Source organism: Paraburkholderia phytofirmans (assembly GCF_046028095.1).
In the GTDB taxonomy this organism is placed as follows: domain Bacteria; phylum Pseudomonadota; class Gammaproteobacteria; order Burkholderiales; family Burkholderiaceae; genus Paraburkholderia; species Paraburkholderia phytofirmans_A.
The window spans coordinates 68,335-89,538 of the sequence record NZ_JAQQDJ010000009.1 but is presented as its reverse complement, the minus strand read 5'-3'; the positions used below and the strand labels follow the sequence as shown (position 1 = coordinate 89,538).

Annotated in this window: 21 protein-coding genes; 14 read left to right on the top strand and 7 right to left on the bottom strand. The window is 59.2% G+C overall.

Annotation, left to right across the window (positions count from 1 at the left end):
• Positions 1-27: 27 nt before the first annotated feature.
• The 4 genes from PQR54_RS24215 to PQR54_RS24200 all read left to right on the top strand — a co-directional run bounded on the left by PQR54_RS24215 (position 28) and on the right by PQR54_RS24200 (position 4,365).
• Complete coding sequence (locus PQR54_RS24215; RefSeq protein ID WP_408250100.1) at positions 28-1,110, top strand: CoA transferase; 1,083 nt, start codon at positions 28-30, stop codon at positions 1,108-1,110.
• Positions 1,107-2,327, top strand: a complete 1,221-nt coding sequence (locus tag PQR54_RS24210; protein ID WP_408250098.1) for a CaiB/BaiF CoA transferase family protein — start codon at positions 1,107-1,109, stop codon at positions 2,325-2,327. Before PQR54_RS24215 ends, PQR54_RS24210 begins: the two co-directional genes overlap by 4 nt.
• A 385-nt stretch (positions 2,328-2,712) precedes the next feature.
• Complete coding sequence (locus tag PQR54_RS24205; protein ID WP_408250096.1) at positions 2,713-3,576, top strand: cytochrome P450; 864 nt, start codon at positions 2,713-2,715, stop codon at positions 3,574-3,576.
• A gap of 123 nt (positions 3,577-3,699) precedes the next feature.
• A complete protein-coding gene (locus PQR54_RS24200; protein WP_408250094.1) occupies positions 3,700-4,365 on the top strand; it encodes a TetR/AcrR family transcriptional regulator in 666 nt (221 codons plus the stop codon).
• A gap of 63 nt (positions 4,366-4,428) precedes the next feature.
• On the opposite strand, the gene PQR54_RS24195 is transcribed toward PQR54_RS24200, so the two are convergent.
• From PQR54_RS24195 to PQR54_RS24165, 7 genes are all read right to left on the bottom strand, one after another.
• The gene (locus tag PQR54_RS24195; protein WP_408250092.1) at positions 4,429-4,902 is read right to left on the bottom strand and encodes an aromatic-ring-hydroxylating dioxygenase subunit beta; all 474 of its coding nucleotides are present in this window, start codon (positions 4,900-4,902) and stop codon (positions 4,429-4,431) included.
• The gene (locus tag PQR54_RS24190; protein ID WP_408250090.1) at positions 4,890-6,191 is read right to left on the bottom strand and encodes an aromatic ring-hydroxylating oxygenase subunit alpha; all 1,302 of its coding nucleotides are present in this window, start codon (positions 6,189-6,191) and stop codon (positions 4,890-4,892) included. The genes PQR54_RS24195 and PQR54_RS24190 overlap by 13 nt, the downstream gene beginning before the upstream one ends.
• Before the next feature lie 48 nt (positions 6,192-6,239).
• Positions 6,240-7,019, bottom strand: a complete 780-nt coding sequence (locus PQR54_RS24185) for a class II aldolase/adducin family protein (RefSeq protein WP_408250088.1) — start codon at positions 7,017-7,019, stop codon at positions 6,240-6,242.
• Positions 7,016-7,534, bottom strand: a complete 519-nt coding sequence (locus PQR54_RS24180) for a lipocalin-like domain-containing protein (protein ID WP_408250086.1) — start codon at positions 7,532-7,534, stop codon at positions 7,016-7,018. The genes PQR54_RS24185 and PQR54_RS24180 overlap by 4 nt, the downstream gene beginning before the upstream one ends.
• Position 7,535: 1 nt before the next feature.
• Positions 7,536-8,156, bottom strand: coding sequence for a 3-isopropylmalate dehydratase small subunit (gene leuD / locus PQR54_RS24175; protein ID WP_408250084.1), 621 nt, complete (start codon positions 8,154-8,156; stop codon positions 7,536-7,538).
• A gap of 7 nt (positions 8,157-8,163) precedes the next feature.
• Positions 8,164-9,558, bottom strand: a complete 1,395-nt coding sequence (leuC, locus tag PQR54_RS24170) for a 3-isopropylmalate dehydratase large subunit (RefSeq protein WP_408250528.1) — start codon at positions 9,556-9,558, stop codon at positions 8,164-8,166.
• A gap of 72 nt (positions 9,559-9,630) precedes the next feature.
• The gene (locus tag PQR54_RS24165; protein ID WP_408250082.1) at positions 9,631-11,127 is read right to left on the bottom strand and encodes an aldehyde dehydrogenase; all 1,497 of its coding nucleotides are present in this window, start codon (positions 11,125-11,127) and stop codon (positions 9,631-9,633) included.
• A 228-nt stretch (positions 11,128-11,355) separates the two neighbouring features.
• Between PQR54_RS24165 and PQR54_RS24160 the strand changes: the two genes are divergently transcribed.
• From PQR54_RS24160 to PQR54_RS24115, 10 genes are all read left to right on the top strand, one after another.
• Positions 11,356-12,312: a LysR family transcriptional regulator gene (locus tag PQR54_RS24160; RefSeq protein WP_408250080.1), complete on the top strand. Its 957-nt coding sequence runs from the start codon at positions 11,356-11,358 to the stop codon at positions 12,310-12,312.
• Between the two features lie 94 nt (positions 12,313-12,406).
• Positions 12,407-13,642, top strand: coding sequence for a cytochrome P450 (locus PQR54_RS24155; RefSeq protein WP_408250078.1), 1,236 nt, complete (start codon positions 12,407-12,409; stop codon positions 13,640-13,642).
• 58 nt (positions 13,643-13,700) lie between these two features.
• The gene (locus PQR54_RS24150) at positions 13,701-14,453 is read left to right on the top strand and encodes an N-acyl homoserine lactonase family protein (protein ID WP_408250076.1); all 753 of its coding nucleotides are present in this window, start codon (positions 13,701-13,703) and stop codon (positions 14,451-14,453) included.
• Positions 14,454-14,580: 127 nt separating this feature from the next.
• The gene (locus PQR54_RS24145; protein WP_408250074.1) at positions 14,581-14,838 is read left to right on the top strand and encodes an FAS1-like dehydratase domain-containing protein; all 258 of its coding nucleotides are present in this window, start codon (positions 14,581-14,583) and stop codon (positions 14,836-14,838) included.
• A gap of 99 nt (positions 14,839-14,937) precedes the next feature.
• Positions 14,938-15,750, top strand: a complete 813-nt coding sequence (locus PQR54_RS24140) for an IS5 family transposase (RefSeq protein ID WP_408250072.1) — start codon at positions 14,938-14,940, stop codon at positions 15,748-15,750.
• Positions 15,751-15,966: 216 nt separating this feature from the next.
• Positions 15,967-16,287, top strand: a complete 321-nt coding sequence (locus PQR54_RS24135) for a 2Fe-2S iron-sulfur cluster-binding protein (RefSeq protein WP_408250070.1) — start codon at positions 15,967-15,969, stop codon at positions 16,285-16,287.
• An 83-nt stretch (positions 16,288-16,370) separates the two neighbouring features.
• Entirely contained in the window at positions 16,371-17,012 is a 642-nt protein-coding gene (locus PQR54_RS24130; protein ID WP_408250068.1) for a TetR family transcriptional regulator, read from the top strand.
• Positions 17,013-17,370: 358 nt separating this feature from the next.
• On the top strand, positions 17,371-18,576 hold the full coding sequence (locus PQR54_RS24125) for a porin (RefSeq protein WP_408250066.1): 1,206 nt from the start codon (positions 17,371-17,373) through the stop codon (positions 18,574-18,576).
• 44 nt (positions 18,577-18,620) lie between these two features.
• A complete protein-coding gene (locus tag PQR54_RS24120; protein ID WP_408250064.1) occupies positions 18,621-20,036 on the top strand; it encodes a M20 family metallopeptidase in 1,416 nt (471 codons plus the stop codon).
• Positions 20,037-20,187: 151 nt separating this feature from the next.
• Positions 20,188-21,153 carry a LysR family transcriptional regulator gene (locus tag PQR54_RS24115; protein WP_408250062.1) on the top strand — a complete coding sequence of 322 codons (966 nt, stop codon included), beginning with the start codon at positions 20,188-20,190 and terminating at the stop codon, positions 21,151-21,153.
• The last annotated feature ends 51 nt before the right edge of the window (positions 21,154-21,204 follow it).

The following is a 21,204-nucleotide window of genomic DNA, read 5'->3' as shown; positions in this document are numbered from 1 at the left end:
GGACGATGGATTCAGGAGAAGAGAACAATGCCGCCGTTGAGTCGGCTTCGAATACTCGACTTATCGATTTTCACCCCGGGCCCATTCGCCAGTCAGATCTTCGCAGACCTGGGCGCAACAGTGCTGAAGGTGGAGGCACCTCCAGCAGGCGATCGCGAGCGGGATGTGATGCCGGCCTATTTCGAGGCCTACAACCGTGGCAAAGGCAGTGTCGCGTTGGACCTGAAAGATGCCGACGACCTCGCGACCTGCCACGCATTGGCTCGCGACGCGGATATCGTCATCGAAGGGTTCCGGCCAGGCGTCTGTGACCGCCTTGGCGTCGGCTTCGAGCAGATTTCGGCGCTCAATCCGCGGATTATCTATGTGTCGTTGACGGGTTTCGGCAGCGATGGTCCGTACAGGATGGCAAGAGCGCACGACCCTGAAATTCAGGCGATTACAGGTTCCCTGCACTACAGCCGCAGCGCGGACGGCAAGGCGATCTATAACTTTGCTTACCCGACCTTCGACTATGCCGCGTCGATGTACGCCGTCATCGGTGCTTTGTCCTGGTTGGGTGTTCCCGAGCATGGCCCGGTTCGTGTCGACGTGCCGCTCGCGGCTGCTGGTGTTGCATGGATGTATCCGCAATACGTCAACGCGATCGCGCACGAAAACCGGGCATTCGCCGAGAACAACACGTGGCGGGGTAGTTACCGCACTCGCGACGGCCGCTACCTGACGCTGACCCCTGCGGAGGGCCTGCGCGAGTTGCTGGAGGCGTTGGGAATCAAGGGCGTCTCAGGGCGCGGCCGCGAGACGATGGACGCGATTGCCGCGGCCATTGCCCAGCGCGATGCCGCCGATATCGTTCCGCTGCTTAACCGTCTCGGCGTGCCCGTCGGCCTTGTCCAGACGGTTGACGAAGCAGTGAAGGATCCGGGCCTCAATTCGCTCGGAATGCTTTATGGCTTCGACGGCAAGGGGCCGCTCGCCTGCGCTTCGCCAATCATGGGGATGCCGACGCGCTTGCTGAAGGTGGTACCGCAAATCGACGCCCAGGGCGCACTGGTGCGCAATGGAGGCTGGATGGCCCTCGAAAACGCCAAAGGAGAGTGGAATCAATGATCAAGCATGAACCACGCGTCCGCCCCGATCTGACGGACGGCGTTCCCCGTCTGAAAGTGCTCGACATCGGCATGATGCTCGCGGGTCCGTTCGCATCGACGCTGCTTGGCGATTTCGGCGCGGACGTGATCAAAGTCGAGCGCCCGGATGGTCACGGCGACCGGATGCGCGAACAGGACATTTATTGGCCGGTCGAAGGGCGCAATAAGCGCTCCATCACCCTCGACATGCGCAAACCGGAAGGGCAGGCGCTTATCCTGAAGCTGGTCGAATGGGCAGACGTCTTTATCGAGAACTTCAAGCCCGGTGTCGTGGCCAACTGGGGCTTGGACTACGCGACGCTGTCCCGGTGCAACCCGCGCCTCGTGTATGTGAGCGTGTCGGGTTTTGGCCAGACCGGACCGAATAGTCCGCGTCCCGGTTATGACCATGTGGGCGCCGCGTTTGGCGGCCTGTGGTATCAGACCGGCTTCCCGGACCGCCCGCCGGTGCTACCCGGATTGCCAATTGCGGATTACCTTACCGCGACCTTCGCTGCATTCGGTGCGCTGGAGGCGATCCGCCGGCGGGACTGCGTTGGCGGGGCCGGCAAGGGGGAATGGGTAGAGCTAGGCCTTTACGAACCCATCATGCGGATCTCTGGTTCAAATTTCATCAAGTACTCGAGAACCGGGCAGGTCAATGAACGCGTAGGCTCCATGCCAGTCGCCGGCCAACCACCGCGCGGGTTGCCGCAAGGCGTCGCCTACGAAACGGCTGATCGCAGGCTGATCAACATGATGCCGATCCAGCCCGCGCAATGGGACCGGCTCAAAATGATTATTCCTGAAATCGACCGGCCGGAATTCAGCAATGAAGTACCGCAGAAGAACATGCGCGCGCCGGACCCGATCATTCGCGCATGGATTGCCGGGCGCAACTATGCGGATCTGGTCGAGATGTTCTCGAAGGCCGATCTGGCGTTCTCACCGATCTACTCGACGCTGGATCTGCTTTCGGATCCTCACGTCGAGGCACGCGGCAACATTCTCGACGTCGAAGATTACGCAGGCACGCCGCTCAAGATGCAGGGCGTGGTCCCACGCTTCGTCAATCAACCGGGCGAGGTTCGTTGGGCCGGAGAGGCACTGGGTGCATCGAATCAGGAGGTCTACGGTGGTCTGCTCGGTCTTGGCGAAGGACAGATCGCAGAATTAAAAGCCAACGGCGTTATTTGAGCTGCGGCACACTTTTAATTGGGGAATCGAATTGACTGCTGTTAAATCACTGCCTCTGGCCGAGCGACCGGCCCATGTACCGCCTGAACTGGTCGTCGACATCGATCTGTTCGATCTACCGGGAAACCGCGAAGACGTCCATGAAAGCTGGAAGTGGGTGCAGGAAAACTGCCCGAGGATTTTCTGGACGCCTCGCAATGGCGGCTTGTGGATGTGCACCCGCGCAAAGGACATTCTGGAACTGCAGAACGACCATGAGCATTTCGGTATGGCGGGAGCGCTAGTGCCGAACAAACCACGTCCGTTTCCCGCGCCGCCGATCGACGTCGAGCCGCCCGACCATGGTGCCTATCGATTGTTGATCTCGCCGGCGTTTTCGCCGAAGGTGATCGCCGAGGTCGAAGGGATGGTGCGTCAGGTTACGATTGAAATCATCGAAGGCTTTCGCTCGCGCGGCGAATGCGAATTCGTGACGGAGTACAGCAAGGTGTTGCCGATCGTTGTGTTCCTGACGATGATGAATCTACCGCTCGAGGACAGACACGAGTTGCTGCCTCACGCAGACGTCATCGCGCAATCCCCGGACCCCGATGCGGTCCATCATGCGCGGCTGGCACTGATGGCATACGTTCAGCGCCAGATGAATCATCGCAAGCAGCATCCGCAAAACGACCTGCTGACGATGATTCTCAACGCCGAGATCAACGGCGTGAAAATCGACGAGCGCAAGGCGGTTGGGATGGCGACGCTTGCGCTGTCGGGGGGGCTCGACACGGTCAAGAACATGCTCGGATTCTGCGCGAAATTTCTCGCCCTCAATCCGGCGCACGTGAAGCAGTTGGTTGACAACCCCGACCTGATCCCACACGCGACCGACGAGTTGTTCCGTCGGCACGGCGTGTCCAATACCGCACGGATCCTTCGAAAGGATCGAGAGTTCTGCGGAGTGACATTGAAAGCTGGAGACCAGATTCAGGGTGTTTCCGCACTGGTCGGTCTCGACGACGAAACGGTGGAAAATCCGATGGTCGTCGATTTCTGCCGGCCGGCCCCAATTCCCCATGCCACGTTTGGCAACGGACCGCATCGTTGTCCCGGCTCGAATCTCGCCAAGCGTGAGGTGATGGTCTGGCTGCAGGAATGGCTGCCGCGGATTCCGAAATTCCGCATCAAGGAAGGCACCGTGCCGCAGCAGCAATCGGCTATGGTGAACACTGTGAGTGAGTTGTGGTTGCAGTGGGACATTTGACGAAAGCCTCAGTGCGGCGGCGTCAATGCTCGTGCTATCGTAGCCGCCGTTACCGACTTGACGCGGACACCACCTGAAAGTCCGCATTGGTGGCTGTTGAGAATAGCGGACGGAAAAGTCCGGTTGTCGGGTTACCTGGTGTGGGAGTCAGAATTGCAAGACGGTCAGGTTGAAAGCAAGGAGAGGCGGCAACTCGCGCGTGGCAAGGTGTCCCGTCAGACACTGCTGGATGTCGCAACGCGAATGTTTCTTCAGAAGGGCTATGCAAACGCATCTGTTGCCGAGATCGTCCGGGAGGCAGGGCTGCCGGCGCCCTCCCTTTACCACCATTTCGGAAGCAAGCAGAACCTGCTCGCGGCGGTGATAGAGGCGCGCGGTCAATGGGTACGGGAGGACTGCATCACGGATACCGAAGCGTCGGTCGAAGCGAACATTTCTATTCTCGTGCAGCACGCGAGGGCGCATTTCAAAGACCATGTAGTCGGCCTGCGGCTACGACTGAGTTTGACGTTCGAAGAAGACGACGCGTTGAAGGAAATGGTGGTTTCAGGACGAAAACAATCGCTCAAAGGTCTGGCGGACAAGATTGCAGGCGTTCGAGATTTGGGCGATCGCGCGCGGACCGCGGCGACAGCGATCGCCGATGCATATTTGTCCGGTATGCAGGGCATTTGCCTCGATCATCTGCTGCGGCCTCGGACGCAAAAGGAACTGGATCGTTCTTTCGCATTGCTGGAGTACAGTCTTTGCCATGTCGCTGAACTGGCAACAGACCTGGATGAAGGGTAGGCGTCCGATACGATAGTTGCTTTCCGAGGCGCGACGGCGCCGCGCCTCGAGACCTCGGCATCTTCAAAGCAGAAAGGTCAGGTTAGTCTGATAGCCATCGTTGTTCGCGAGATAGACCGTTTTGCGGACGATCCTAAAGCTCTCGCCATGCCGGCGCAATTGGTGAACGATCCGTGCGCCGAGCAGTTCAGTCACGTCACGACGAAACGCGATGATGTGAACTACCGAATTCACATCCACCAGCCCGTCGACGGTTTCGTTCACGCACACGTTGCCGACGATCCGGTTCAACCGGGTCCGAGGCGACTGCGAATGCACGTGCCCGCTCGATAGGCGATGTACCCGGTCCTCGAGTGCGGAGTACGTTTCGTATGCAATCGCGACATGCGTAGCAGGATCCGAGTCGTCGTCGTTGCAGGGAATCCAGTAACAACTGTCCTCGGCCCACAAACCGAGCCAGTCGGTGTAGCGGTGGTTATCGCAGATATCTGCCTCCGCGAAAAGAAACGCCTCGACTTCATCCTTCAACGTGCGCATGGAGCGCTCTCCTCGCTGGGCTGTGTCATCAGGTCGCGCCATCGCTTCCACAAGGTCCGATTAGACAGCTCGTCGGTAATCTGCCCCGACACCGTGCCATCGTCGTGTCGGGTCTCCAGGTGGATGCCGCGCGAGATGATCGACCACGGATCTGTGCGCGCCGCGAGTCCGAGTTGGTTACGTTCGAATATTTCGATGTCGTCGGATTGACCGCCAATACCCGCTGGACCATAAAACCCCTCGTGCATGCGCAGGCGCCGGGCATTGATATCTGGCGGCGCTCCCTTAAGCAGAATGGGAAACAGCTGAACCCGGGTTTCGCTTGCGGAGACCGGTTGAAATAGCCGGAAATGCGAGCCGACGTAGCTGAAATTCGGGAAGATGTACAAGTGCGAGCCGCTTTTGGACAGCAGGTGGGCAGCGCGGTCCTTGCCATGGCGTTCGATCAGCGCTGCTTCATAAGCGCGGGCCGCGTCTCCCTTTGATTGCATTGTCGGCAGACTTTTGGCACCTGCGGCGAGTAAGGCCCGCGAGTCCCACGCGCAGTGACCGTTGCCGAGATCGACGATGCGCGCCGGTGCTGAGCTAGTCGCGAGTGACGCGAGATTCACGCCGGTCCGGGCCGCGATACTCTCGTTGTAGCTACGATGCACTGAACCCGCATGGTAGCCGTCGATCGCATTCTCGATCATCAGCTTCCAGTTCGCTCTGAATTTCAGGCGATGAACGCCGGCGTTGACCAGCAGTTCACCGAGGGGAGACAGATCCGCGATATCGTCCAGTTCCGCCAATACCCGCGGACCCAGCCACTCGGTTAACGGGACCTCGTCCGGGTTCAGCGTGGCAAAAACGAATCCCCGATGGGACGCGACCTGCGCGGGCTGCCGCAAATGCAGAGCACTCTTGTCGAAGTCGCCGCCGTATCGATCGGGGAATGGGACGGTCGCGAGTTCGCCGTTTAGCCGGAAGCGCCAGCCGTGATAAGAGCAGGTAAAGCCTTTGCTATTGCCACGCTCGTTCTGACATACCGCGTTGCCACGATGCGTGCAGCGGTTCATCAGCACGCGGACCGTACCGCTATCGTCGCGTAAAAAGATGACCGGCTGGCGGCCGATCAACCTTTGACGATAGTCGCCATGACCTGGGATTTCGCCCTCATGGCCGATAGAGATCCAATGCCGGGAAAAAAGAATGTCGATCTCGCGCTCGAAGATATCGGCATCGAGATACACGTCACTGTGAATCCGATCTTTCTGGATTAGCCAGCTGACATCGAGTGCATTGCTCATCAGATCTCCGTGTCTGTTGCGATTCCAAATATCGCTCACGCTGAATGTTTATGTCAGCACACGTGCGTCGGCGATCACTTCCCGGCGGATCATCGCGTGGTACAGACGATGACCGGAGGTACCGCCGAGTGCGGAGGCGACCAAACCATCGATGGCAGGCTGCGTCATGGGGCGGCCCTTGTCGGAATCGACCGCCTTCAATCGCCACGCCATCCGGCACCGCGCTTCGAGAGTGATGCACCGTTGATGAGCTCGCGCGATTGAATCGGCGACCACGAAGACACCGTGATTCGCCAGAATGACCGCGTTATTGTCGCCCATTGCGAGCACGTTGCGTTCGGCGATATCCGCGTGCGTGACGTTCGCTTCGTACTCGTCGTAAAGGGAAAGCTCGCCGCCGACCTGGGCGCCGCCTTGATGGTAGATCATCGGCACTTCGCCGAGCGCCGCCCACACCGTTCCCCACTCGCTGTGGTGATGAACGGCAACTTTGACTTCAGGACGCAGCCGGTGAGCGGCCAGATGCAGATTGATCGCGGGCGTGACGGTCCAGCGGCCGGACAGCAATTTGCCGCTCGCGTCGATGCGCAGGATGTCCGACGCGCATACCTCGTCCCATGGCACTTCCCACGGATTGAGAAGGATCGTGCCGTCCGGCTGGACGTACGAGATATGCCCCCAGTTGTGGTCGTTATATCCCTCGCGGTAAAGCATGCGGGCAAGGACTGCGACTTCTGCCTCGGGTGAGAGCGAGAAATAAAGTGTCTTTTGCTCGCCTTCTTCGTACACGCGAGTTGGGCGCACCTGCGCAGTCGAGTCTGGTTTCATATCTGCACCGGAAGGTCAGTGGTGTGGTTATCGAGGTTTGGCTCGGGCGGCCGGTTAACGGGGTCCCCGACCTTTTCCCAAACGAGTTCGGTCGTGGTGCGCTTGCCGTAAATCGCATTCGTGCCGGGCTCGGTGTGGAGTACCAGCTGACTGCCGCGCCATTCGGCACGGCGGTCCTGCGGCCCAAACCAGCCGGGAATCCAGGCGATGTCCACTTCGTGAAGGACCTGATCCCCATCGATTGAGAACGTGCCGCCGTATGCTGCGACGGTACGGAAGCATTGCGCTTGCTCGGCTTCAGACATGGCCGGAATCGTAGATTTGTCGGGGCGCATCGAGGGGTCGCTCGTGATGACGACAAGCATGCGGCCGGACGGATCGTAGTGAATGTAGCCGGAAGGCTCGAGACCATGCACCGGCACGAGTTCGCCGGTATCGAGGTTCTTTTGCTGGACGCTGACGAGTTTCCAGACGCCATGAACGTCCGAGGGACGCAGTGAGGGAAGTGCGGACATGTTATCTCCTGTCTATCCGTGTCCACGGTGCCAGCTGGTGGTATCGCTTTTCGAAGGCTTCGATTCTGTCGAGGCGGCCGAGCGTGAACGCGATGTCGTCGAGACCGTGCAACAGCATGTGTCGGTGGTGAGCGCCAATCTGGAAGTGGTGGCTTTGGCCATCCGGAGCGCGTACCTCTTGTTGGACGAGATCCACGACGATCCGGTCGTCCGGAGCGCGATCGGCGAGAGCCGCGAGGTTTTCGACGACATCGAAGGGCAGGGTTACCGGCAGTAGTCCATTGACACAGGCATTGCCGTAAAAGATGTCGCCAAAGCCCGGCGCGATCACACAGCGCAAACCCCAATCGACCAACGCCCACACGGCCATTTCGCGCGACGATCCGCAGCCGAAGTTACTTCCAGCAATCAGGATTTTCGCGTGCCGGTATGGATGCCGATTCAACACGAAATCAGCACGCTCCTGACCTTGCGCGTCAAAACGCAATGTCGCGAATGCTTTCTGTGCCTGCTGCCCCTTGAGGGTGGAGCCGCCGCCAAGTGCCGGCCAGATGGTATCGGTGTCGATGTTGGCGCGCCACATGGGGGCGGCCACGGAATCGAGAATGGTAAAGGGTTCCATATTTCACTCAGAGGAAGTCGCGCACGTCCGCGACGTGGCCGGCGATCGCGCTTGCCGCGGCAGTCGCCGGACTGACCAGATGCGTGCGCACGCTTCGTCCTTGCCGGTTCTCGAAGTTGCGGTTGGAGGTCGACGCCACGCGGACGGGTCCGCTGCCGGCGTCGGCGCCACCGCCGCACATCGAGCAGCCCGCGTCGCGCCATTCGAGCCCAGCATCGAGGAACACTTCGTGTAATCCCTCCGCTTCCGCCGCTGTTTTGACGAGCCCGGAGCCCGGCACGACCAGGCCGGTGACGCCTTTCGCAAGACGCTGACCTCGGAATACGCGTGCGGCAGCGCGAAGATCGGAAAGTCGCGCGTTGGTACATGAGCCGATAAAGACGCGATCGACGCGAACTTCGCTCATACGCTGTCCGGGACGAAGAGACTGATACTCCAGCGCACGCTGCATAGCTGCCGCGCGCTCCGTACTCGCCGCCTCGACGGGATCGGGTATCCGGCCGGTAACCGCCACGACGTCCTGGGGACTGGTGCCCCAGGTCACCTGCGGTTCGATCGCATTACCATCGATCTCGATATCAAGATCGAATCGAGCCAGCGGGTCCGACACAAGCCCTTGCCACGCCGCGACAGCAACCTCCCATGCCGGCGCGGCAGGTGCGAGGGGGCGGTCCTTGATGTACTCGAAGGTGATTTCATCGGGGGCAAACATGCCCGCGCGCGCGCCTGCTTCGATCGACATGTTGCTAACGGTCATCCGTTGCTCCATATCGAACTCGCGGCAAACTGCGCCCGTATATTCGATTACGTGGCCGGTCGCACCGTCGGCGCCGATCTGTCCGATCACCGCAAGAATGCAGTCTTTGGCCGTGACGCCATGTCCGAGCGCACCGTTGATACTGATGCGCATGGTTTTCGACGGCTGCTGGACGAGAGTGCCGGTGGCCATCACGTGCTCGACTTCGGAGGTTCCAATTCCGAAACCGAGCGCGCCGAAGGCGCCGAGCGTCGAAGTGTGACTGTCGCCACACACGGCGATCAGGCCCGGCAAGATAAAGCCTTGCTCGGGGACGACCACATGGCAGATCCCCTGTTCGCGCGCGAGATGTTCGATGTAAGGGATCCCGAATTCGGCGCAGCGATTCGCCAGACCTTCGACCATCAGTTTGACGCGGCCCTCAAGCGGCGCCGAGCGATGCGCGGTCGAGATCACGTGATCGGCCACTGCTAGGTGACTCAAAGGATTACGCACTTGCCGCCCGCTCGAACGAAGGCCAGCGAAGGCCTGCGGGCTCGTGCCTTCATTTAGGATGTGACGGTCGATTAGCAGCAGGCAACTCCCGTCGCCCCGTTGCTCGATCACATGCGATCGCCAGATTTTTTCGTACAGCGTTTGGGACATGCGCATTGGGCACTGTTCCAGGTGGTCCGCATGCGCGAGCCGTTCACGGCAGACGGAAGATTGATGAAACCTCTATTCGCCGTGGTTGATCCAGACGCTCTTGACTTCGGTGTACGCATTTAATGCGTCGATGCCCATCTCACGTCCGACGCCGCTCTGCTTGTAGCCGCCGAACGGGATTGCGTGGCCGCCCATCCGATAGGTGTTGACCCAGACGACCCCGGCTCGCAACTGCGGAATGAGGCGATGCGCGCGCCGCAGATTCTCCGTCCACAGACCCGCGGCCAGCCCGAACACAGTGTCATTGGCGATCCGTACCGCCTCGGCCTCGTCGTCAAACGGGATCAGGCTCGCCACCGGGCCGAAGATTTCTTCGCGCGCGATGCGCCAGCTGTTGTCGACGTCGCCCAGGATCGTCGGCTCGACGAATAGGCCGGCGGAGTCGGTGGCCTTGCCGCCTAGCAGTAATCTGGCTCCTTCCGCTTCGGCGATGCTCAGGTACTCGCACACCTTTTGATACTGGCCGCGGAACGCGAGCGGACCGAACTGCGTCTGCGGGTCGAGCGGGTCGCCGGTGCGCAGTTGCCGGGTGCGCTCGACGAGCGCTGCAGTGAACTCGTCATATATGGCGCGTTGTACGAGCACACGTGAGCCGGCATTGCAGCTCTGGCCACTCGCGCCGAAGATGCCCCCAATGACGCCGGCGACGGCCTTCTCAAGTGCGGCGTCCTCGAACACGATATTGGGCGACTTGCCGCCCAGTTCCAGAGAAACTCGCGCGTGGCGTTCCGCCGCGAGTTTCGCGATCGCCGTACCCGTTCGTGTCGAACCCGTGAACGCAATTTTGTCGACGCCCGGGTGGGCAACCAAGGCCGCCCCCGTCGTTCCATCTCCGGTCAGAATGTTGACCACTCCGGGGGGAAACCCTGCTTCCAGTACAAGGTCCCCCAACATCAAGGTCGAGACCGGTGTGACCTCCGACGGCTTGATGACGACGGTGTTGCCAGCCGCGAGCGCCGGCAACAGTTTCCATCCAAGCAGCCCGAGCGGCGTATTCCAGGGGGTAATTGCGGCAACGACGCCGATCGGTTCCCGCACCGTGTACGACGCATACCCAGGCAGATTGCTGCTCACCGTATAACCATGGACGGTCTCGGCCATCGCGCCAAAGAAGCGGCAGTCGGATGCGAACGATTGCGTCATGCGCCGCATTTCCTCGAATGTCTTGCCGTTTTCGAACACGAGCGTGCGGGCTATCTCGTCAATGCTGGATTCCACTAACTCGCCCAGACGCGCGAGCAACGCAGCGCGCCGCGCGGGAGCGGTCCTGGGCCATGCGCCTCCGTCGAAAGCCGCGCGTGCAGCGCTTACTGCGGCGTCGACGTCGACGGGACCGGCCATTGCAATATGTCCCCAGTGCGCGAGAGAGAATGGGTCCATGCAGCGAAACGTGGCGCCACTCACCGAGTGTCGCCACTCATTGTTGATGAATAGCTGTTCAGCCCGATCGGCGTGTGCCCGCAGCCAGTTGGCGCGAAGGTCGGAAATTTTGGCCAGAGTGGTGTCCATAGGGGTTTTCAACATCGAGCAAGATGGCAAATGACAGTGTCAAAAATATAGATATCTAAGTACACTTAGTCAAATACGTTTGATATATATCCCTATATAACAGAACAAATTGAGCGATCCAGACGCAGGCGTGCCAATGCAGGCGCCCGGTACGTACGCGTTCCGCCCGTGTAGTCTCCACACCAACGCCGACGGGCGGCCTCCGTAACCAACGCAGTAGGTGTGTCCATGTCGCTCGACCCGAGAAGCCTGAAATATTTCGTACGCGTTGCCGAGGTGGGCAGCATCTCGAGTGCGGCGAAAGTTCTTCATATCGCGCAGCCGGCGCTCAGCATCGCGCTCAGCAATCTTGAGGATTATCTCGGCGTCAGGCTGTTTGTACGCAGCGCGCGCGGCGTCGAACTGACGGATGAAGGGCGAAGTCTGTTAAATCACGCGAATCTTATCCTCGGCCAGATCGCGTCCGCCGAACAGGAATTGCGTCAGTTCGCGCGAGATTACTCCGGACCGCCGACAACCGTGGCCCTGACGCATTCGTCCGTCCGGGTGGTCGTGCCTCAGTTGTACTCGCGACTCAAGGCTAGCCATCCCAAGCTGAGGCTGAGGGTCGTCAGTGCACCGGTGCACGAGATCGTCGAAGGTTTGCTGGCAGGTGACGTCGATTGCGCGTTGTTGCCAACCGGCTTCAATGAAGAAGGCATCAATGCGGTTCATCTGTTCGACGAGCCGCTTTATTTCTTTGGAGGCAAAGACGTGCCGGCGTTGGCTCAATCATCAATCGCTTTCGAGGAAGCGGTGAAGTTTCCATTGCTGGGCGCCGCAGCCCGAAGTTGGGTAGGGCGCAAGCTCGAAGAGCTGGCGGCCGTGAAAGGAATTTCTGTCAATCTGGTCCTCGAGACTGAGTTGGGACAAGTGCCTCCGTCGCTCATCGAGTCGGGCGAGCTGTTCGTGATTGGACCTCGAACGGCGATGCACGGATACCAGCATTTGGTGCGCGGTATTCCGATCGCTGATCCGGAAATCAACAGGCGTCTATGTATAGCGACCTCCCGGCGGCGCAGTCTTCCACCTGCGGCGCAAACGGTTTATGCGGAATTGACAAAAATATTGCATGAACTCCAGGCGGCTGGCGTCTTTGGGCGGGTTGGGCCTTCGACAAAGGAAGGCGCCTTACGCGATAGCTGAGTCATCGCCGAATTTTCTCTGTTGTCATAGTTATCGAAGTTGTCTACGATGGTCGCGTATGTCGAAGTGATGGCACATCGCGCGCTCGGCTGGAGTGCGTCGTACACAATTTGAATTCCTGGAGAGAGACATGACTTTGACCCGCGCGGTCCCCAGCTTGATCGATCACAAAACCTTCGCCGACGGGCCGCCGCACGGTTTGTTCGATAAGTTGCGCAGAGAAGACCCCGTACACGAGGAAGCGAATTCGTTGGGTGGAACCGTCTGGTCGCTCACGCGCTACGACGACATCCGCGAAGTGAGCGTCAACCCGAAAGACTTTAGCAGTGCGGAGGGCATGCATTATCCGAATCTGCGCGAGCACGCGAAGTACAAGCGCGACAACATCATGTACTGCGATCCCCCGCAGCATACGCGATTGAGGGGCTTCGCGGCCAAGGCATTCTCTCCCGCGGTGGTCGCCCGCTTTGAAGGGTGGATCCGCGAACTGTGCGTGAAGATCGTCGACGATGTAAGCGCTCAGGACAAGTTCGACGCGATTCCCGCCATTGCATCGGAACTGCCCGGTCAGGTGATCGCCACCGTAATGGGTGTTCCGCCAGCTGACCGCTGGCTCATCGTCAAATGGGCCAACGATATTTTCGGGCGGATGGACCCGGCGATCGGCGTGGAGCGTTCGATTGCCGCAGTGAAGGAGTGCGAAGCCTATGCACTAGAGTTGCGCGAACGCAAGCGTAAGGAACCCGACACAGATATGGCGACCGAGCTGACCAAAGCGTCGCGAGCCGGTGAGGGCATCACGGATCGCGAGTATTGCGAAATGGTCAGCTCGTTGATTGTGGCGGGCTATGAGACGACCCATACGCTGATCGCGCAAAGTCTCGTGTTGATGTCGGATGACGAACGGGTTAGAGCTCAGATCGAATCGACCGACCGCGCCGGACTCGGCCCCGCGGTCGAAGAATTCCTGCGCTACACGTGTCCGGTGATGCATATGGGCCGCACCGCCACGCGCGACCTCGATCTGCGAGGAAAACAGATCAAAGCCGGCGATTTCGTACTGATGTGGTACGCGGCGGGCAATCGGGATCCCGAGACATTTGCCGATCCACATATGTTCCGGACCGATCGGGAGCGCCGTGACCATCTGGCCTTTGGTCGCGGAACGCATTTCTGCCTCGGCAACCACCTCGCTCGCCTAGAGGTTGAAATTCTGTTGGACGAAATGAACAAACGAAAACTTCGTCTCGAGTGCAGTGGCCGTCCGACTCCGTCGCCCGGCGTGTTCATCAATGCGCTGCGCAAGGTGCCGATGCGCGTGGTGCGCTAAGCGGCCAGCTGGTTCTTGCGCGCATCTCGCCCGACCTGCTCATCTTTCGGATCGACCCATGTTCCCGTTGAAGCTTTACGCAATCACCTGCGGCTGGTTCCAGGCGCCGGTGCGGTTTTTTATCGAGGGAGGCGAGAGCGAGGTGCTGCGCTCGCCGATTCCGGCCTACCTGATCGAACATCCGAAGGGCCTTGCGCTGTTCGATACCGGCCTTGGCGCGCGGTATCGGCTCACGGTCGGCAAACGCCTGGCACAAACCGAAACGGGATTCGAGTTCGGCGACAGCGACGATATCGGCGCCCGTCTGCGCGCGATGCTGATCGATCCCAAGGAGGTGCGCTGGATCATCAATTCCCACCTGCATGCGGACCACTGTGGCGGCAACGCATCCATTCCCAACGCCAAGGTGATCATACAGCGGCGAGAAATTGAATCCGCGCGCTCTCTTGCCGGTACCCCGAACTACGACTCTGTTGATTTCGATACCGGCCACGATACGCTGGAGATCGATGGCGAATATGATTTGTACGGCGATGGCTCGGTCGTCATTTTTCCAACCTACGGCCACACTGCCGGCCATCAATGTGTACGTGTGAAGCTTCCGAAAGGGGATGTCGTGCTGGCTGGCGATTGCTGCTATCTGAAGCGCTCGCTCGACGAATTGCGCTTACCTGCACACGTCCATGACAAGGAACAAAGCCTTCGCGTGCTCGAGTTGCTGGCGAATATGAAGCGGCGTGGGACACGGGTTTTTTATGGTCACGATGGAGAGTTTTGGAAGGACATCCCACAGGCTTCTGCACTCGAGTGAATGTTACGTAATGTTCTGACACGGCAATCCGTTCGTCTTCGCGCGGCGTGGCACAGGGATCGGATCGAAGGCGGCGATGGAGCTCTAGCGAGACATAAAACGGAGTGGAGCTGCGTCTGACAGCGACATGCTCGACAGCGTAACTTCCTATGAGTCGGTTGAGGTTGAAAAGGGGCGCTTGTTGTTTTTCGCGAAAGCGATCGGCGAAACTTATAGTGTCTATACCTATATGGCTGCTGCGCGCGCGACCGGTCGTCCGTCACTACCAGTCCCGCCGACCTTCTCGATGTACCTGAGTAGTGAAATATCACCTGAAAGCGTTCGCGGTCTCTGCGGGAGAGGCGCTGGAGGCGGTCGGTATCAATCTGTTGATGATTGGCGGTGATGGCTTGTGTGCTGTCGATGTGCTAGTCGTGGCTAGCTAGAAAATCGCGGCACTTAGAGCGTGTTAGGCACTTTGCAGGAGACCTGGTATCCTGGCGGGATGAAAAGAGCAGATCGCAAAGGGTATCCGACCGATGTGTCCGACGAAGAATGGAGCTTCGCAGCACCCTATCTGACGCTGATGGACGTCACCGCGCCGCAGCGCAAATACGAACTGCGTGACATGTTTGATGCATTGCGCTGGATGGCTCGGGCCGGCGCGCCGTGGAGGATGCTGCCCAATGATTTCCCACCTTGGGAACTGGTTTATCAGCAGACTCAACGCTGGTTACAGGCAGGCTGTTTTGAGAACATGGTCTGTGATCTGCGCTCGATAATACGCGTGGCACAGGGACGGCAGGGACAGCCCAGCGCCGTCATCCTGGATGGTCGCACGATACAGTCGACTTGCGAGAGCGGCCCGCGTGCGGGCTATGACGGTTATAAGCGCAAGCGTGGCAGCAAGGTGCACATTGCGGTAGACACTTTGGGACAGTTGCTGGCGGTACATGTGACGCCGGCCAACGAACAGGAGCGCGCCCAGGTAGCGGAGCTTGCGCGTCAGATCCAGCAGGTAACTGGGCACACGGTCAAAGTGGCATTTGCCGATCAGGGATACACGGGCAAAGAGCCAGCGCAGGCCGCGCTTGATGAAGGTATTGAACTGCAGGTAATCAAACTGGAGGAAGCGAAAAAGGGCTTCGTGCTGCTGCCCCGGCGGTGGGTGGTCGAGCGCAGCTTTGGCTGGCTCAACCGTTTCCGCCGTCTCGCACGTGATTATGAACGGCTGCCCGAAACCCTTGCAGGACTTCATTTCGTGGTCTTCGCAATGCTCATGCTCGTTCACGCAGTGCCAGTACTTCAAAGTGCCTAACAAGCTCTAGGCACAATTCGCGCGCGCATCGAGCCGTGCATCAGGCCGCCACGACCAAGAGCGCGTGGTGGCTTCCCGCCGGCGACAGGTCGTGCAGCGGTGGCGTCACCGCAAAAGTGGACTTTCGTATAGGTATATAACCTAGTAATCTATGTTGGATATTTAGCTACAATCGACCTGAACTAGCACGGATTTACTAGAGGAGGAAGTTTACCTATGCCACGTATTACCTTTGTTTTGCGCGATGGTTCGCGACGAGACGTGGAAGCTGCCGTCGGTACTTCGCTGATGAAGGCGGCATTGGACAATGGCGTGACCGGTATCGAGGCGGAGTGCGGCGGTTGTCTGACGTGTGCGACCTGTCACGCCTATGTCGATGACGAATGGGCCAGTCGAATTGCGGGCCCGAGCGATGACGAGTCGGTGATGATCGAGTGCGCTATCGATGTTCGCTCCACCAGCCGGCTCACCTGCCAGATCCCGTTGACGGAACAACTCGACGGAATCGTCGTGCACATCCCGGAGAGTCAGACCTGACTGTCGGATAGCGTTCGAGGGGGCGCGCACGCAGTCATGCTCACTTCTTTGAAGTGAAGGACGCGAAGAAATCTAGCGCGGAAATGGAGGCGAAATTGCAACGTCAGCAGCGCTCCCTCGCGACACGTAACCTGATTCTCGATTGCGCGGAGATCGAGTTCTTTCGAGCGAGCATCGCGAGGACGACGCTCGATGGGATTGCCTCGGCGTCGGGCATGACGAGAGGTGCCATCTACGGACATTTCGACAACAAGCACCGGCTGTTAAGCGCCATCTTCGATAGAAGCGCAATATCTCTCGACCCATTCACGATTCCGGAACTGGGTCCAGTCCCGTGCTGCCTCGACGCGCTGCGTCAAGGTCTCTTCGCATGCATGCGCGATGTGCTGTTGGACGGGCGCAAGCGACGCTTGTACAGCATTGCACACTCGGCCTCGATAACCGAGCCCGAATGCCTCCTTTTCGGTGACACCGTACGCGACGCAGGTGAGCTCGCAAGATTGCGAATCCGGTATGCGCTCGAGCGCGCAACCATCGCAGGTGAAATTCACGTCGACGACTGTCCCGACTCGGCAGCGGTTCACATTCACGCGTGTTTGACGGGTTACTTTCTCCTAAGCTTGCGAAAATCGCCACCACAGAGCCCTGAGCAAAATGCCGTGCGGGTTGTGGCTTACGCTCTATCTCCTCTCGACCGTTCCATTCGGAACGGATCGCCACAATAGCTGCAACGCACACGCGCAGCCGCACTCGACGACGACGAGCCGCTCTCCTGACAAACGCGCGGCGAGCGTGAGGCCGTGACACTGTCGCGGACCCGTGATTCCTATCCTGATCCACCAGCGCATGCTTTCGGCTTGCGCGTTGCCAATGTGCGCGCGTCGTTCAACGAAGAGCAAAAAGCACAGCCGCCATAAGAAATGCGCATGGCTCAAAGTATTTGTTTCTTGCGGACGAGTTTTTGAGCGGTGACGCTGTGCATCGACACGTGGAAACAGTGTTGTGAAGCCTGAGGACTTGGGCGCCTGATTCCGCCCAAGTACACCGATCTCAAACCGCTCAACCGCAGGTACCCAGAATTTTATGAAACCAAGGCATATCGGCTTGGTCATGCTGGTTCATTGTTGCCTGCCGGCCGCCGCCAGCGCGCAAGACCTAAGCATTCCGTTCAACGAGAACGCAACCAGAAGCCAATATCTGGCGGTGTTCGAGCCCATTGCGATTGGTGGCGGCCCCGCGTCTACCGGGATACAGCCGGGCAACAACTTCGTGTCGCTATACGGCAGCGTCGACATGGCGGTGAACTATACCAACGCTGGCGGTAAGTCGGTCGTGCGGCTGCAAAGCGGGAATGTCTGGACGTCGAAGTTCGGTATCTACGGGCAGGAGGATCTGGGCGCCCAGTGGACGGCGTTCTTCAGACTCGAGTCCGGCTTCTACGCGAACAATGGCGCTGTCCAGGATACTTCTTCGTTGTTCAACAGAGGTTCATTCGTCGGAGTGACGAATCCCGTTTATGGGCAGCTGTCGATGGGACGGCAGTACACGTCGCTCGGTTCGGTCGGCCTGGGCGCCGATCCGTTCTATGCCAACGCTCATGACGCGGTCTTCACATATATGGCGGGCGGTGCGGATCTCGGGGTGGGCGCCACTGCGGATGGACTGGGCAGGCTGCACAATACCCTTCGTTACCAGACCCCTCGCATCCGCGGCCTCGCCGCCGACGTCAGTTACACGTTCAAGGCTGACCAGTCGCCTGGGCCGGCCGTCAACGCGCGTACCGCTGCTATCAGCTACGCCGGCTATGCTTCGGTGATCGGTCTCGCGTTCGCGCAAGCATGGTGCGATCCCACGGTGGTCGCAAGCTGTACAGGGACGCCGGCTGTCGCCGCTACGATCCGCACGGACACGTTCCTTGCGAGTGCGCTACACGACTTCGGCCCGGTGGTGTTACAGGCCGCATATCTTCGGACCGCCCCGAACCATCCGGGCGATGGCATCGCCAATCTATATCTGCTGGGCGCACAGAAGATGTGGCGCGGCAACCTGCTGCGCGCGTCACTTGCATACCGCGATACGACGATCGAACAGAACTATGCGTACGGTACGACGCTGGGGATCGACCATTTTCTCTCCAAGCGCACCGCGCTCTACGCCCGAGCGGGTCTGATAAAGAACGGCCCACGCTCAAACCTAACGTACAACTACGATTCCACATCGGCCTCGACGCTTGTTGGCTATGGCGCTTCAGTCACGAGCTTCACGGTGGGGATGTATACGAACTTCTGAGCGAAGTAACGGAAACCGATATCAATTTTGAAGAGGAGTGGAAAATGCAAGTGGCCTATCCAGATAAGTTCGTCGATTCGAATGCCGATAACTACATCAAGTTATCCGACCGGATCTGGGGATATGCTGAGCTGGGATTCTCTGAATTCGATTCATCCGCGGCGCACGTCGAATATCTTGAAAAGGCTGGCTTTGAGATCAAGCGTGGTATCGCGGGAATGCCGACTGCATTTGTCGCGGAAGCCGGCAGTGGAGGACCGGTAGTTGGCATCCTCGGCGAGTTTGATGCTCTCTCGGGTCTCAGCCAGGAGAGCGGAGCGCTCGTGTGTCGCACATCAACTGAAATTGCGAACGGAAACGGGCATGGCTGTGGGCATCATTTGTTGGGTACGAGCGCTCACCTGGCTGCGGTTGCTGTGAAGTCGTTTTTGGAGACCAGTGGCATGCCGGGCCGCGTACGGTTTTATGGTTGTCCGGCCGAAGAAGGTGGCTACGGCAAGACCTTCATGGTCCGAGATGGTCTTTTCAACGATGTGGACGCAGCTTTAACGTGGCACCCGGGCATCGCCAATCAGGTCATAAATCTCAACCTGCTTGCCGTAAAACAGGTTTACTTCCGGTTCAAAGGGGTCGCCGCTCACGCAGGCGTGTCGCCGCATCTGGGTCGCAGTGCGCTGGATGCGCTGGAACTCATGAATGTCGGCGTCAACTTTTTGCGTGAGCACATCGTGCCGGAGGCGCGGCTTCACTATGCGATCATCAACGCTGGCGGTACTGCTCCGAACGTGGTGCAAGCAAACACCGAAGTTCTGTATACGATCCGCGCGCCTCGAAACCGCGTTGTCGATGAAATATACGAACGGGTTGAGGCAATTGCGAAGGGCGCGGCGATGATGACCGGCTGCACAGTGGATACCCGGTTCGATTCCGCCTGTTCGAACATCCTGCTCAACACGCCCCTCAACGAACTGATGTATAAGCATTTGCAGCGTCTGGGCGCGCCAGATTATGAGTTGTCGGAGCATTCGTTTGCCGATGCGATTCATCAGACGACGCACAGGGAAGAGCGGGAGTTGGCAGGCCGGATGTTGACGGCCGCCTGGCGCGATCCAAAACCACTGTTCGACGCCGTGGACCGGTACGATCCGGCATCGGCTATCACGATGCATGGTTCGACGGATGTCGGCGACGTGAGCTGGGTCACCCCAACGGCTCAATGCGCGACCGCCTGCTTCGCATTCGGCAGTTCGCCTCATTCGTGGCAGTGGGTGTCACAAGGCAAGAGTTCGATAGCACACAAGGGGATGCTGCTCGCAGCGAAAACCATCGCGGCGACGGCGATCGATCTGTTCCGCGATCCATCCCACATCGAGGCGGCCCGCGCAGAACTGGTGGCTCGGCGGGACGGGGATGAGTACAGCAGCCCGGTTCCCGACGGAGTTCAACCGGTTCGCCGCTGATCAATATGAAACAATTTGACTGAAGGAGCAATCAGGCTCTCTATCAATTGTCGCCGGAAATTTGGTCACGCTATTCTGGAGCTTTTGGCATCGAGGTAATCCCGCAGATCGCTGCACATGTGCCGTGCCTGCGGGACGACTTCCGCGCGACATGAAACTTAAGCAATTCCAGGCATTACAGGCGGTAGCGCTGTCAGGCAGCATCCAGGAAGCCGCCACCCGGCTTTGCCTGACCCAGCCTGCGGTCAGCAGATCGATCCGGGAGTTCGAGAGCGAGCTTGGCATTCCTTTGCTCGTTCGGACTGCGCGTGGCGCGACGCTCACCGACTACGCAGACCGGATATTGAAAAGGGTGCGTGCAATCGACCGCGAAGTGGCTCGCATCCAGGAAGAGGCCGACGAAATACGCGGACTGATCAACGGGCGCCTGGCAATCGGGTTGGCCGCGCCAACAGCCGACGCTGCAGTGATCGAGACGATTGCGGAATTTGCAAACGCTCGACCCAACGTGCAGCTCAAGGTGATGGAGATGCGGACGCAACAAATCGAAGAGGGCCTTCGCAACGGCTCGATCGATGTCGGCATAGTGACGCACTTTCGGGAAACCGAAACGTTGCCGTACGAGGCAGAATTTCTCTACGAAGCAGAGATGGTCCTCACCGTTAGTAAGCTTTATGACGGGCCGTCGCACCTTTCGGTCGGTCAGTTGCGCGAGTTGCCATGGCTAACTCTGGACCTGGAACTGGACAGCAATAGCTTCATTAATGCGCTGTTCGATTCAGCGAACCTGCCGGTACCCGAACGGATCATTTACAGTTCATCGCCGTTACTTTATCTGGGGCTGGCGCGGCGCACCGGTGCCGTTGGCATCTGGAGCGAAATGGCGCTGCCGTTTTTGCAACCGCTTTTCGAGCAGCAAATCATGCGCCGCATCTCGGTCCGGGAGCGCATGCCGCGCATGACAGTGCGGCTCGCGTGTGCCGACCGTGATCTGATGTCGAGGCCTGCCCGGGATTTCAGCGTATGGATTCGAAACCGGTTGACAGGTTCGCCCGGTCGGTTCGATCCGGCCGACAGCTTCCTCTTCGGCGGGCCGTCACATAACAAAAGCGCATAGCCCCAAGAAAACGTACTTTGCCTAACGGTTTTTGGCTGGTGACGATTTGGA